Origin of the sequence: Mucilaginibacter kameinonensis, assembly GCF_003675385.1 — a bacterium.
Taxonomy (GTDB): Bacteria; Bacteroidota; Bacteroidia; order Sphingobacteriales; family Sphingobacteriaceae; genus Mucilaginibacter; species Mucilaginibacter kameinonensis.
Genome location: NZ_RCWZ01000005.1, coordinates 984,936 through 1,000,179, shown reverse-complemented (window position 1 = coordinate 1,000,179; position 15,244 = coordinate 984,936). Strand labels below are relative to the sequence as shown.

The window sequence follows — 15,244 nt, the reverse complement described above, 5'->3', positions numbered from 1 at the left end:
TTACTTAAAATCTTATTAAAATTTAATTTTTAAACTGGTTACAAATGTTCTGCCTAAACCGTAGTAAACTAATGCGTTGGCCGCATTACCGGTTAGGTTACCGTCGTAAGAGTCGGCTATGTATTTGGTATTAAGCAGGTTGTTTACGTTGCCGATTAACACAGCATTCAAACCTGCAATTTTAAACCTGAATACACCATTAAGGTTCCAGATAGAATAGTTTGGCAATTTGTAAGGGTGCATATTGGGTTGACCAGCATTTGCAAAGTTGAAATCTGAATAGTAGTTACCATAGTAAAAATAGTTACCACCAATAGTCAGATCTGGCAATACATCAATATCGGCGCCTAAAGCAGCAGTAGTTTGTGCTGCATCGCCAACTTTAATGTCTTTTAAGTAAACTTTGTTAACGGTTTTAACAGCCTGTTGCTGTGAGTTATAAACTGTGGTCGGGCCAGCATCGTTGGTGTAGCGCCAATCGCCATAAGACAGCATACCGTTCAGCGTAATTTCTTTAATCGGCTTTAATTTCATCTCAAGCTCCAAACCCTGGTGTAATTCGTCAACGCCTGCCACGTTAACGGTATAAAGCTGATTAGTTGGTTGGTCAAAGTATGATGTAGCAAACGACTCGTCATTATACTGTGTTCTGTAAGCGTTTAATTTGGCGCTGAAATGTGCCAGTTTAAGGCCATATCCCAACTCATAGCTCAGTAATTTCTCAGATACCGAATTTGGATTGATGGTATTGGTGAACTTTTGGAAAACGTTATCAAAATAAGGCGCTTTAGTCATGTAGCCAACATTGGCAAACACGTTCATTGCCTCATTGATATTATAGTTGGCACCACCTTTAGCCTGGTAGTTGAAAAAGTTTACGTATTTACTGCTTTGGTTAGGGTCGCTGTTCAGGTAATTATAATAGTCGTTACGTTGGTTGCCGGTGCCGCTACCTGTTACAGTTACAAAGGCCGAGAAATCATCCTTTGAATATTCGGCCTGAGCAAACACGCCGCCTGAAATCACATTATCTTTATTGAAATAACCTATTTTATCGCCAACCATTGCGCGGTGTTCGGGGTTGTTAATATCGCCCGAACGACTGCCAAGATTGCTGCTTCCGGTATACGGATCATAAACATAATCGGCGCCTAACAAATCGGTAACAGTTTTATAATGGGTGCCTTTGTAATACCTCGCGTCGATACCTGCAGACAGATTAAGGTATTTACTTAATTCGGTACGGTAAGTACTGCGTAAACCATACCAGGTATGATCATTGTGTGATGAATAGAAATAGGTGCTTGCAGAACCGTCAGGGTTAGCGAAGTTCGCTTTTTCGGCAGCTGTATAATCATATGGCGAATATAGATTGCTTACCCTTGGCGCTTCGCCCTGGATACCACCGCCACCACCTGTGCCGTAAGTTGCATATAATACGGTTGATAAGCTTGAGCTTCCATTGATATTCCACTCATGATTTAATGAGAATAATGGCTTGCTAAAGTTGTTATTGTACGGATTGATTTGTTTGCCGTCTTTTACACCCAGCTCATAGTTCCAACGGATGCCCTGAGGCGCATTTTGCCAGTCAGAGATCAGTTCGTCTGGTCGTTGACCATGTGTTTGATTGGCACCCATTACCGAAAGCGATAAGGTTTGGCTTGGTGTAAGCTGTTTTGAAATGTTAAAGAAGTAGTTGTAACCTAAAAAGTTTAAACCATCGGCATTACCACGACCTTGAGTCCTGCTGCCCTGGAAGGTAGCAGCCCAGCCATTTTTATCTAAGCCGGTTGATAATAAAACGGTTGTTTTTTCATAACCATCGCTACCGATACCCTGAGAAATATAGCCGCCTTTTTCGGTCTCGGTACCACGTGTGGTGATATTGATTGTACCACCAAATGAAGGTACTATGATTTTTGAAGCACCTAAACCGCGTTGTAACTGCAATGAAGTGGTTACATCGGTAAGGCCAGAAAAATCTGACCAGTACAGTGAACCATTCTCCATATCATTAACAGGAATGCCGTTTATGGTTAAAGCCACGTTACCTTTCTTAGATCCGCTGTTGAAACCACGGATGTTGATGCGTGAATCACCGTAACCACCGTCGCCTTGAGTAGCCATTACACCAGGAACAATACTTAATAATTGCGGGATATCCTGGTTGCCCAGTTTTTCTTCAATAAAGCGTTGGTTAATGGTTGTTACCGCTACAGGAGTTTTACGGTCGATGGCAACGTCACCGGTTACCACAACTTCATTCATAGCACTTGCACTTGATTTAAGCTCAATTTCGCCAAGATTGGTGGTGCCTGAAAGCGTAATCTCTTTGGTTACATAACCGATATAGGAAACTACCAGCACAGTGCCGTCGCCATTTTCAAGGTTTAATTTGAAAGTACCATTAAGACTGGTTGATGTAGCTTTGCCTCCGCCTTTAACACCTACCGAAGCACCAATAAGCGGCTCTTTGGTAACAGCGTCAATAACTTTACCGGTATATAATGAAGCCGGCGCGTTTGCGGAAGTTTGCGCGTTTTTTTCCTTTACTACAATGGTATGGCCTACAATAGCATAAGTTACAGGCTGACCTTTAAATACCCTGTCGAGCACTTTTGTTAAAGCTTCGTTTTTTACATTTAACGATACCTTGTTGCTGCCGGCAAGCAGTTCGGTTTGCATGAAGATATCATAACCGCTTTGCTGCTCAATTTTGTTCAGCACCGTTTGAAGACTGCTGTTTTTTTCGGCTAAAGTGATGTTTTGGCTGAAACTTTTAGCGCTGAGATGCATGCAAACTGCAAATAACAGGACGGCGATAAGCTTAATCCGCATAATAAATTTCCTTTTTGTTTCCCGGTTCATCCGGAAAAAACCTTTGGTAGCGTTTTTGAATTTATTTACCCGGCCATCGTTGTGTAAGGGCACAGGAAATGTAGAAAAATCCATATTTTTGTTTTGGGTTGATTAGTTTAAAAAGTATTTAGTCGATATAATTTGGATGATGTTAGCCCCCAAAATATAGCCGGAAGTGGTCGCAACACTTTCGGTTTTTTTATGGGCCAACTTTTAGTAAACCGGCCTGGCCGTTTACCACATATTGGATTTTGTTATGATTTTACTATAATCTTCCTCCCGTTAATTGTGAAGTTTAAGCCGCTTGTTTTAAGGATTTCAAATATTTGTGACACAGGTACATTGCGTGAAATGCGCCCCATGTAATGTTTTTGCGCTGTTTTGCCCTGGTACTCTACATCCACATCATACCAACGGGATAGCTGGCGCATAATGGTTTGCAGATCGGTATTGCTGAAAACAAATTTTCCGTTTTTCCAGGCCACTGCCTCGTCAATGTTGGCATTCTCATTAATGTTGATGTTGCTTAAAGTGTTGACAGCCTGCTCGCCCGGTTTTATTTTAACCGATTGTCCAGAGTTGCCGGTAACCCTCACACTGCCTTCAAGCAGGGTAGTTTTAGTGACACCCTCATCGGCATAACTGTTAATGTTAAAATGCGTGCCTAACACTGTAACCGTTTGGCTCGCGGTTTTTACGTTAAAGGGTTTCGACGGATCTTTACTTACCTCAAAATACGCCTCGCCTGTAAGTTCAACCCTGCGCTCATTGCCTGTAAATGTGGTTGGATATTTCAGTGACGATGCAGCGTTTAACCAAACCTTTGTGCCATCGGGCAAAACAACCTGGTATTGACCGCCGCGTGGGGTAGCCAGCATATTCATAGCAATAGTCTCGGTAGTAACAGGGGCAGTAGGCCCTTGAGTTTCATGCGTAGCCTCGTAAACTACCTTGCCATCCTTATCTTCCCTGATCACCACATTTTGCTGATTTGCAATTTGCCCGTGTTTGGCGCTATCCAAAACTATGGTCGATCCATCGGCAAGCGTAAGTACAGCTTTGTTAGTTCCCGGGGGAATGTCTTTGTGTTGATTGGCCAGGTTTTGTGGCTGCTCTGCAGTTTGGCGTTTATTTAGGGTAATGGTTAATGCGGCCAGTAAAAGCACGGCTGCGGCGTATCCAACCCACCGCAGTTTGTTATTTTTGCGTTTAAACCCCGTGCTTTTGGTAATATTATGCCATGCTTTAGCTTTATCAGTTGCCGAAAAGGTTTCCAGCTCATTATTGAGCAGATGTTCATCGGTTAGTTTTTTGAATAATTCCTGGTTGCGGGCATCAGCCTGAAGCCATTGGTCAAGCTGGAGTTTTTCCTGGTCGCTCAACTCGTTTCGCATATATTTCGCGATCAACTGGCCCAGGTCAAAGTATGAGTCGTAATTATTCATTTTTCCTTTTCGTACATAAAGACACCTTCATTTTAAAAGTGGATAAAGTGAGGTGAATATTTTTTTAATTTTTTTTGAGAGGGAGCGACTGGATTAAAACTTGTTTGAGAAAATATCTGATAGGGGGCACCTACGGAGCTTTTACTTTTACAAATGCCTTGCTACAAACATGGTACTCCTCCGGAGTTTCAAAATGTGATTAGTACTCCGGAGGAGTATCATGTTTATAGTGAAAAAAAGGAAAATGGTGGGCTCCGTAGGTGCCTCCTACAAACAAGAATTTTTTTCAGCCGTTACCTGTGTATTTCAGTAACAGAATTGAAGTGTAATTAATTTACTTTTTAAAAAAGCTCAAACCAAGCGCTATAAACGCAGTAAACATTTCGGGTGAAAGTTTTACGCGCATCAGTTCAAGGGCGCGTTGCTTTTGTTTTTTAACGGTATTTACTGACATGTCCAATTCATCGGCAATTTCCTGGTTCTGTTTACCATCAAAATACCCCATGATTGATATGGTGCGGTGACTTTCGGGTAGTGAATGCAGGGCGGCATGGATTTCGGCAACAGCTTCGGCAGTGATGATGGCTTCAATTACCGGTGGTTCTTCCGGTTCGGTATTACCTTGTTGCTGAATATAGGCTTCAACAACTTTACCATGTCTTATAATATTTAAGCTTGCGTTACGAACGGTACTGTACAGGAAGTTTTTGATAGCTATCTTATCCTGCACAACACTTTCGCGTTGGTTCCAGTATTTAATGAAAGCATCCTGTACAATATCTTCGGCCTGGTCTTTATCTTTAATAAACTGGAGAGAGAAGTATACCAGCCTGTCGTAATATTGTTTGAAGAGAACATCCAGATCAACATTTTCTGCTGAAGTGGTAGCGTTATTTTTTTGCCCAAAAATTCCCTTTACGATACTCATTTGTTTTTCTGGCAGAAATAAAACCTGAACCCAACGAAACAGCACCTTTTGTGCCGATAAAAACTTAATCCAAAATTGAATTTTCTGTATTTAATTTAGGTTAAGTGTGTGTTAATAAATAGGTTTTTGATGGTAACTTTTCAGTTGCAGAGAACCTACAGAAATAATAGCATTGATGGCTATAGTTTTTAGCAATGTATTGATTGTCAGAATAAAAATCCCCTTATGCCAATATCGACATAAGGGGATTTGCAGCTTGCTGTTATGTTAACTTATTGCTTCGGCTTGCCATCAACATCAAGTTCAACAATAGGGTACCCCAATTTTTGTAAGCCCGGAGCAATCCTTGCTTTATCGCCAACAACTAAGATGATCATGTTGTCTGGGATAAGATATTTTGAAGCGAGCGTGTTGATCTCAGCAGGGGTAATGCTTGATAAGATCTTGTTTTGCTCATCAACATAAGTTGGCTTCAGATCATATTCCTGAATGCGTGATAAAAAGGCTGCTTTTTGCGCATTGGTTTCATAACGGCGTGCATCACTCTGACCTATCGAAGTTTGTGTAAACTTCAATTCATCAGCGGTAATACCTGTTTTTTGATAATTGGTGATCTCCTTCATGAATTCAACCACCGAGCTATCTGTAGCGGTAGCCAATACCCCGGCCGATGCGGTAAAGTCGCCGCCATATTTACCCGAGCTGAATGATGAGCGGGCACCATAAGTCCAGCCTTTCTTCTCCCTTAGGTTAAGGTTAATATGGCTGTTGAACGCGCCACCTAAAATGTAGTTGGCAATGTTCAGTTTATAGTAATCACCGGTTGCATCATAGTTAAGTTTATCAAGATAGCCGATCCTGATCTCTGATTGTGCTGCGCCCCGGATATCAACAAGATATAAAGTTGTTTTATCAAACGTCTTGCCCTCAACCGGGGCAGGAACTGTTACCTTTTTATCTTTCCATGAGTTTAAGAAAGCAAGTGCACTTTTTGCTGATGCTTCGCTAACATCACCCACCACCACAATTTTTGTTAATGACGGAGCAAAGTTTTTATCATAATAATCCTGAACATCCTGTAAAGTTATACCGGCAACGGTTTCTTCGTTGCCACCGGCTGCGTAAGTACGTACATTGTCTGTACCGTAAAGTATTTTGCTGTAAACAGTGCTGGCAACACCTGCAGGTTGGGTTTTCGCTTGCTTAAAGCCTTCTAACGTTTGTTTCTTAATCCTGTCGAGCGCGTCCTGAGTAAATTTAGGGTGGTATAACCTTTCTTCCAGCAGCGACATGGTTTTACCCAGGTTTTTGGTGAGTGATGATACCTCGGCACCAATCTGGTCTAAACTGGCGTAAAAGGTAATGCTGCTGCCCAGTTTATCCAATTCGGAGTTAAAATCTTCAGCGGTGTATTTCTGGGTTTCTTCGTTCATCATGCGGGCAACAATATTTGCCAGACCTGCCTTAGATGGATCATTGATCGCAAACAAACCGCCGCCTTTAATAGCGATAGTCATAGATACCGAAGGGATCTCATTATTTTGTGTGCCGATGATATTGATGCCATTTGGCGTATTGGCCGACCATATAGCCGGAACCTTAATAGCCGGGTTAGCACCAACACCAGGTTTTGCAGCACGGTCAAAACTATCTTTTGGTTTGTGGTAAACCAGGCCTTTGTAACCGTAGTCAGGCGCTTTGTAGCCGGTTGTATCAACGGTGAAGTTATCAGGGGCTACCGGCTGCAAGTTGCCGCCTTTAGGCAGTACGCTTAATATTACGGCTGGTTTGCCTTTAACGTATTGGTTGTAAACGCGCATTACATCTTCTTTTGTAACCGCACGGATGGCAGCCAGTTCGCGGCCAATTTGGTTAGGGTTACAGGTAAAAGTTTGCGCCTGCGCCAGTTCAGATACTTTACCGCTTACGCTTGACAGGCTGTTGATGTAATCAGCTTCAGAGCTTGCTTTAAAACGGGCCAGATCGTCATCGCTTACACCTTTTTTCTCAAATTCAACCAACGATTCATCTACCAGTTTCTTAGCATCGGCCAAAGTTTGACCAGGGAAAGGAACAACCCTGATGCTGATCTCGCCGGCAAGTTCTGTGTTAGATGAGCCCATGGTTGCCTGTGCAGCCTTACGGGTTTTTACAAAGTTTTTATAAAATATAGAGTTACGTCCCTGACCGATGATAGCCGATAACGCGTCAAGCGGTGACATATCTTTGTCATAGATTTTAACGCCCGGATAGCTTATTGATAGCAGCGGGAACTTAGCGTAGTTGTCCGTATAGGATACGTACCTGTCGGCTTTTAATACCGGTGCCGGTAATGACATATTTTTAACCATCGGGCCTCTCGGGATGCTGCCGAAATATTTGCTTACCCAGGCTAATGTTTGCTTAGGGTTAAGATCGCCGCCAATGGTAAGCGTAGCATTATTAGGGCCGTACCATCTCAGGAAAAAGTTTTTAAGGTCGTTTACACCTACTTTATTTAACTCCTCGATGTAGCCGATGGTAAGCCATGAATAGGGGTGACCATATGGATATAATGTTTTTGAAGCGTACTGGCCAACTAAACCGTACGGACGGTTATCATAATTCTGCCCGCGTTCGTTTTTAACCGTTGCGCGCTGAACTTCAAATTTTTGTTGTGTTACGGCGTCAAGCAGGAAACCCATCCTGTCAGATTCCAGCCAAAGCATTTTTTCCAGTTGATTGGCCGGTACGGTTTCGTAATAATTGGTGCGGTCGCGGTTGGTTGATCCGTTCAGGGTACCGCCTGCTTCGGTGATGATCTTGAAGTGGTCTCCATTAGCTACGTGGTCCGAACCCTGGAACATCATGTGCTCGAAGAAATGTGCGAAACCAGATTTACCTATCTCCTCCCGGGCCGAACCTACGTGATAGGTTATATCAACGTGAACAAGCGGGTCGGAATGGTCTTCGGCCAAAATAACGGTAAGGCCGTTGGGTAATACATACTTTTCATAAGGGATCACCAGCTCGGTACCCTTGCGGGTAACTTTTTCAATGAGCTTTGGCTGAGCGCCGGTTTGAGCAGCGGCATTAAAAGCCAGTACAGCAATTGATGGGGCAATCAATGCATGCTTTAAATGTTTGATCATTTGTGTTAATTGTTTAAGTAATAAGTCAGTCAGTAGATGCTTACTTCAGTAAGCATCGAAAGCTACTATATTAAGCAATTTTATACTACTGGTTAATATTATTGCGATGTAATTTGATTTGTGTAACGGATTTGTGACGGGTGCTCTGTGAGGAATTGAGCTCATGCATTGACAATTCCCTCCCTTGGGAGGGGGGCGTTAGGATTGAGTATTGGCAGGGAGGGGGTTATGCGACTTTGAAACGGCCCGGCACTCGCTGAAACCCCTCCCTACACACTCCCAGGGGAGGGAATCGCACAATCCCACGCTTTAAAAGGTTTCGGAATCCCTTTTAACAAAAATGGGCGCCAACAAGCGCCCGTTTTTGTTTGGTTAAATAATAACTTATCTCCAGCCACCACCAACAGCCTGGTATAAATTAACCGAGCTTAAAAATATATCACGTTTAATGCCGGCCAATTCAAGCTCGGCATCAAGTACGCTGCGCTGGGCAGTGATGATCTCGAGGTAATTGGCACGGCCAACAAGATATAGGTCGTTGGCAACAGAAAGGGCGTTGTTAAGCGCTTGCAACTCCTGTTGCTTAAACTCAAAGGCGCGGTTAAAATTCTCTATCCCGCTTAAATTATTGTTTACTTCCTGGAAGCCCGACAGGATGCTTTTTTGATAATTATACATCGCTATCTTTTGCTCGGATATCGTCCGCTCATATTCTGCTTTGATGGCTTTGCGGTTAAAAATAGGAGCGGTGATGCCTCCTAAAATGCCATAAGTAAACGAAGCTGGATCAAATAAAAGATTTGCCCTGAAACTGTTATAGCCAACATATGGAGTTAAAGTTAAAGTAGGGAAAAAGTTTGCCCTCGCTGCTTTAATGTCTGCATTCATTGCTGTAAGCTCCAACTCGGCGCCGCGGATATCCGGGCGGTTTAATAACATTTGAGATGGAACACCGGTACCGATAACTACAGGAAGCTTGGTTTTCATGATAGAAGTATCCCGTGTGACTTTGCCCGAATAGCTTCCGGTTAAAAAGCGAAGCTGGTTCTCGGACTCGGTGATTTGCTGGCGGGTGGTATATTCCATGCCTTTAGTACGGGACAACTGCGCCTCAAACTGCTGAACTGCCAACTCCGTAGCACGACCGCCAAGCTTTTGGATTTTAACAATTTCCAGCGCATGCTCCTGGAGTTTAATGTTCTTTTTGATGATCCCCAGTTCGGTATCATAAGCCAGCAATTGGTAATAAAGGCCCGCAATTTGGGCTGTAAGCGCGGTTGTTACTAAACGATACCCGCTTTGACTGGCCAGAAAACGAGCGAATGCCGCTTTTTTCTGGTTGTTCAGTTTGCCCCAGAGGTCAACCTCCCATGAGCTTTGAAAGCCCAGGAAATAGTTAGGCACCGGGTTAGGGATATGTTGATCGCTGTTGATGTTGTTTGAAAAATTGGTGTCGTAATTACCCACGCCATTCTGGGTGTAATCGCCATATTTTTCAACGCCCGCATTTGCAGCCAGATTTATGGTAGGTAAAAGCTTTGAAGCGTTGAACCGCAGATTAGCCCTCGCGGCCTCAACCCTTTGCAAGGCGCTTAACAAATCGGGATTGGCTTTAAGCGCTGTGTCGATAAGGTTAACGAGCCTTTGATCGGCAAAAAACTGACCGATGGGTAGACTTGCAACCGTGGCCGTATCCGTATTATTGTTAAATGTTGACGGCAGGTTGGCAGTTACCTCCTGGCCGGTGACCGGCTTGTAGCTTTTGCAACCGGCCATGATGACCAGTAAAAGTACCGTATTAAGTATATAGAAACTTGCTTTTTTTAGCATTGCAGATCTTGATTAATTATTAACGATATCCAGTTCATGATGAACTACTTCTGTAGCCGGCTTCTTCTTTTTGTTCCGTTCGGCCAGGCCCGCGAAGATCACGTACAACCCCGGAATAAGGATCAAACCAAAAATGGTTCCCATCAACATCCCCCCGGCCGCGGCGGTACCGATAGAACGGTTACCCATAGCGCCAGCGCCACTGGCCACGCATAGCGGGATCAAACCGGCAATAAATGCCAGCGAGGTCATGAGAATTGGTCTTAAACGGGAAACCGCCCCTTCAATAGCGGCTTTCAAAACGCTCAGGCCTTCTTTTTGCCGTTGGATGGCGAACTCTACTATCAGGATGGCGTTTTTGCCTAACAGGCCAATCAGCATCACCAGTGCCACCTGAGCGTAGATATTGTTTTCGAGCCCGGTGATCTTCAAAAAGAAGAATGCCCCGAAAATACCCGTGGGCAGTGAAAGGATAACCGGAAGCGGCAATAAAAAGCTCTCATACTGGGCGGCGAGCAACAGGTAAACGAATATCAAACAGATCACAAAAATGTAGATTGCCTGGTTGCCTGACAAAATCTGCTCCCGTGTCATACCCGACCATTCAAAAGCATAACCTTTAGGAAGCTTTTCGGCAGCAATGCGTTCAATGGCTTTAATCGCGTCGCCGCTGCTGAAACCTTTGTCGGCATCACCGGTAACCATAGCAGATGTGTACATATTGTAACGAGTAAGCTGCTCAGGGCCAAAGACTTTCTCCATTTTAATGAAGGTAGAGAACGGCACCATTTCGCCTTTATCGTTCTTAACCTGCAGGTTTAACACATCCTCCGGGCGCGATCTGTATTCGGGCGAGGCTTGCACCATCACCTTATACATCTGCCCGAAACGGATGAAGTTGGAAGCGTAAAAACTACCCATCAACGTTTGAAGGGTCGACATTGCCTTATCAACAGTGATACCTTTCTGCGCGGCCGTTTGCTGATCTACAGAGATCATGTACTGCGGAAAGTTAGGGTCGAAACTGGTAAATGCTCCCGCAATCTCCGGCGAAGCGTTTAGCGCGTCAACAAAGTTTTTGGTAACATCGGCAGCCTTTTGCAAATCACCCTGGCCGCTTTTATCCAGCACACGGATTTCAAAACCACTCGCGTTACCAAAACCCGGTACAGTAGGCGGGGGGAAGAACTGGATAGATGCATCGCCAATGTTTTTTGTTTTAGCGGTTAGCTCGGCAATGATATCATCTAACGACTCTTCACGTTCATCCCATGGTTTAAGGTTGATCATGGCCATACCGTATGATGCACCCGCTATTTCGTTCACCAAACTATAGCCTGAAAGGGTTGAAACCGATTCGATTGATTTCATTGATTTAGTTTTGGCTTCAATCTCTTTTAATACTTGTTCGGTCCTTTCGACGGTGGCACCTGCGGGAGTAGTCACGTTTACATAAAGCATGCCCTGGTCTTCAGTTGGGATAAAACCTGTCGGCAAAATAGCGCTGGTACCCCAGGTCAGTATGAAGAACCCTGCCAACAGTATTAACGTAATACCCTTACGTGGCGACAGGTAAGCCATGAAGGTTGAATACTTATTCTGCAATCCGTTGTATTTATTATTAAAGCCGCCAAAAAAGCGCTGCAACAGGGTTTTCTTTTGCGATGCAGGATTATGTTTAAGCATAATAGCACAAAGGGCAGGGGTAAGCGTTAACGCGTTAACACCCGATATCACAATGGAGATAGCCAGCGTAAGCGAAAACTGCCGGTAAAATACACCAACCGGCCCCGACATGAAAGCCACCGGCACAAATACCGCCGACATTACCAGCGTAATAGCCACGATAGCCCCGCTGATCTCGCGCATAGCGCTAACAGTGGCATCCATGGCGTTCATGTGGTTTTCGGTCATTTTTACGTGCACGGCTTCCACCACCACAATGGCATTATCCACCACAATACCGATGGCCAGCACCAATGCGAAGAGCGTAAGCAGGTTGATAGAAAAACCCAGCATCTGCATAAAAAACAGTGAGCCGATAAGGGCGACGGGCACGGCCAAAGCGGGAATTAATGTCGACCGGAAATCCTGCAGAAAAATAAATACTACAATGAAAACCAGTATAAAAGCCTCAACCAACGTACGTAATACTTCATGTATGGATGCATCCAGGAAGCGGGATACATCATAGTTTACGTTAAAGGTCATCCCGGCCGGGAAAGAGCTTTCTTTAAGCTCGGCCATGCGGGTTTTAATGTTATTGATAACGTCGCGGGCATTTGAACCGGGGCGTTGTTTTATCATGATTGATGCCGAAGGTTTGCCATCAGTGTTGGATACCATACTGTAGGTTAACGAACCAAATTCAACATCAGCAATTTCTTTCAATCTTAATACCGAACCATCTTCCTCGGCGCGGATCACAATGTTTTCATATTGTTTGGGCTCAAAAAACTTACCCGGATAGCGCAATACATATTGTAGCGCCTGCGGGGTTTTATCCGAGCTTTGGCCGGTTTTACCCGGTGCCGCTTCAACGTTTTGGGCACGAATAGCCTCTATCACCTCATCGGTTGATACCTTGTAGGCCATCATCCTGTCGGGTTTAAGCCATACACGCATGGAGTATTCCTTAGCGCCCATGATCTCGGCCCTACCTACACCTTCAATTCGCTTAAGCTCCTGCAAAACGTTGATATCGGTAAAGTTATAAATGAACTTTTCGTCCATGCTGGTGTCCTGGCTCATGATGTTCAGGTACATCAGCATGCTGTTTACTTCTTTTTCTGTGGTAACACCGGCTTTAATAACTTCTTCCGGCATTTCGTCAATAATGGTGGCTACGCGGTTCTGGACGTTCACCGCGGCCTGGTCGGGATCAACCCCAACGTTAAAATAGATCTGGATCACCGTTAAGCCGTCGTTACTACAAACGGTAGACATATAAGTCATGCCCGGCACGCCGTTAATGGCACGCTCCAACGGAGTAGCCACGGCTTTGGCACATACCTCGGCATTAGCACCGGTGTAATTGGCGGTTACGGTTACCGATGGTGGTACAATATCCGGAAACTGGGTAACGGGCAGCGTTATCAACGCCAGCACGCCCAGCATAGTAATTATCAATGAGATAACAAGCGACAGCACTGGCCGCTTTATAAAAGTTTCGAACATAGTTTGTTAGGGTAAGTGTACAATAAACCTGTGCCGCGCGTTTACGCAGCCTGGAAATGGAAACATGGGCAACCGATTACTTCATTGCCAGCAGTGAGTCTTTTGCCATTTTCCTTGGTTTAATGATCATGCCATCACGCACGTTTTGTGCTCCCTGAAACAAGATCCTGTCGCCCGCTTTTAAGCCGTCTTTTACAATGTAGTAGGTAGAAAAACGGGTTTGCGGCAAAAATGCCTGCATGTGCAGTTTATTATCCTTGTCAACTATGTATACGTAGCTTTTATCCTGGATATCAAATACCGATTGCTGCGGCACCATGATCACACTATCTGCCTTTGTGGAGATAAAAAGCTTACCGGTAGCGCCATGCCTTAACAGTTTTTGCGGATTTGGGAACTTTGCCCTGAAGTTGATGGAACCTGTTTTCTGCTCAATTTCGGCTTCTACGGTTTCTATTTCGCCCTGATAGGGGAAGTCCAGTCCATCTGCTAATACCAGCTTAACTTTATCACTTGTTTGGCCAGGTGCCGATTCTTTTTTGCGGATGTATTGCAGGTATTCATTTTCTGGGAAGCTGAAGTAAGCATACATCGAGCTGATGTCTGAAAGGCTGGTAAGCAAAGTACCCTCATCAATTAAACTGCCCGATTTAAGCGGAATCCTGTCAATGATGCCATCAAACGGCGCGTGGATATAAGTGTAGGCCAGCTGGTCTTCTGCACTTTGTACCATAGAGCGTGCTTCTTCAATGGTCGCCTTATCAGCATTCATTTTTGACTCGGCTACTTCAAGTTCTGATTTGGAGATTACTTTCTTGTCAACCAGTAGTTTAACCCGTTCTACCTCAAGTTCTGTTGCCTTTGCATCGGCCATGGCATTGCTCAATGCAGCCTTGGCTTTTGATAGGTTTACTTTAAACTCCTGGTCGTTAAGTTTAAACAATAGCTGGCCTTTTTTAACCTGCTTGCCTTCATCCACATAAATTTTTTCAAGAAAGCCGCGAACACGTGAACGGATCTCGATATTTTTTTGAGCCTGGATATCGGCAACGTATGATTTTTGAAGAACTGTATCTCTTGTATTTAAAGTAAGTACCGGCAATTGCAGGGTATCCGCAGCAGCGGCTTCGTTACTGGTCTTAGCTTTTGATGAGCAGCCCGTGACAAATATACCGGCAATTATGGCCAGTAAGGGCATATAAATAATTAACCTTTTCATTTTTTCCGAATTGGGGGTAATAGGCAAAGCAGTGCATATCACGTACTGTTAGCCAATGTTAAATTTGATTGTGTAAAAACAGGGATTTGCCGCAAAGGGCATTTGAACGGAAAAAAGGATCAGAACGGACTGAGCCTGAAGAGGAAATTATAATATGCAGGCAAAAAGCCTTTTATGGATTTATTTTGATTGTGTTGTTTTTCTACGGTTGATACAACATCTGCCAGTAGAAGCTGTTGCCCCGGTAGTAATGCCGAAGAATAATTTACCCTGCTTGGTAAAAAGCGTATAATGTTACGGGTGTGGGCGGCTTCGTTACCATCAGAGTCGGGGGAATCATCCTGTACTTCCTGCTGTTGAATTTGCCCTATGATCCTTTGGTGGGTAAGAGAAATTACATCGGCAGCCCGACCTGATTTTTTGTAGTGGGTTAAAATTGATTCGGCGTTAGCAGGTGCTACAGCTATTGCAAGCTGGAAAAAAAATAATGCGAAGAATATTTTTTTTATCGACGACCACATGATTGCGAAATTACCAAAATTTTTGAAGCTATAGAAATGACTTTGTATTTTTTTTGATATAAAATGACTTTATTTTTATTTTTTATTACTGTTTTTTAGCATTTTATCTTTTTCTATGTCAATTTATGCTT

The 15,244-nt window shown here is 43.9% G+C and carries 8 protein-coding genes; all 8 read right to left on the bottom strand.

The genetic code is table 11. From position 1 onward, the window contains the following. Positions 1–15: 15 nt before the first annotated feature. The 8 genes from EAH55_RS26905 to EAH55_RS26870 all read right to left on the bottom strand — a co-directional run bounded on the left by EAH55_RS26905 (position 16) and on the right by EAH55_RS26870 (position 15,113). Positions 16–2,955 (bottom strand): TonB-dependent receptor domain-containing protein, encoded by a 2,940-nt coding sequence (locus EAH55_RS26905; RefSeq protein ID WP_121812378.1) that lies wholly within the window; start codon positions 2,953–2,955, stop codon positions 16–18. A gap of 161 nt (positions 2,956–3,116) precedes the next feature. Beyond that, entirely contained in the window at positions 3,117–4,307 is a 1,191-nt protein-coding gene (locus tag EAH55_RS26900) for a FecR family protein (protein WP_121812377.1), read from the bottom strand. A 334-nt stretch (positions 4,308–4,641) separates the two neighbouring features. Beyond that, positions 4,642–5,235, bottom strand: a complete 594-nt coding sequence (locus EAH55_RS26895; RefSeq protein ID WP_121812376.1) for an RNA polymerase sigma-70 factor — start codon at positions 5,233–5,235, stop codon at positions 4,642–4,644. 272 nt (positions 5,236–5,507) lie between these two features. Next, on the bottom strand, positions 5,508–8,366 hold the full coding sequence (locus EAH55_RS26890) for a M16 family metallopeptidase (protein ID WP_121812375.1): 2,859 nt from the start codon (positions 8,364–8,366) through the stop codon (positions 5,508–5,510). 384 nt (positions 8,367–8,750) lie between these two features. Continuing rightward, a complete protein-coding gene (locus EAH55_RS26885; RefSeq protein ID WP_208644947.1) occupies positions 8,751–10,196 on the bottom strand; it encodes a TolC family protein in 1,446 nt (481 codons plus the stop codon). A 12-nt stretch (positions 10,197–10,208) separates the two neighbouring features. Continuing rightward, a complete protein-coding gene (locus tag EAH55_RS26880; protein WP_121812374.1) occupies positions 10,209–13,373 on the bottom strand; it encodes an efflux RND transporter permease subunit in 3,165 nt (1,054 codons plus the stop codon). A 76-nt stretch (positions 13,374–13,449) separates the two neighbouring features. Further along, on the bottom strand, positions 13,450–14,592 hold the full coding sequence (locus EAH55_RS26875; protein ID WP_121812373.1) for an efflux RND transporter periplasmic adaptor subunit: 1,143 nt from the start codon (positions 14,590–14,592) through the stop codon (positions 13,450–13,452). 119 nt (positions 14,593–14,711) lie between these two features. After that, positions 14,712–15,113 carry a hypothetical protein gene (locus tag EAH55_RS26870; RefSeq protein WP_114940616.1) on the bottom strand — a complete coding sequence of 134 codons (402 nt, stop codon included), beginning with the start codon at positions 15,111–15,113 and terminating at the stop codon, positions 14,712–14,714. Positions 15,114–15,244 lie beyond the last annotated feature (131 nt).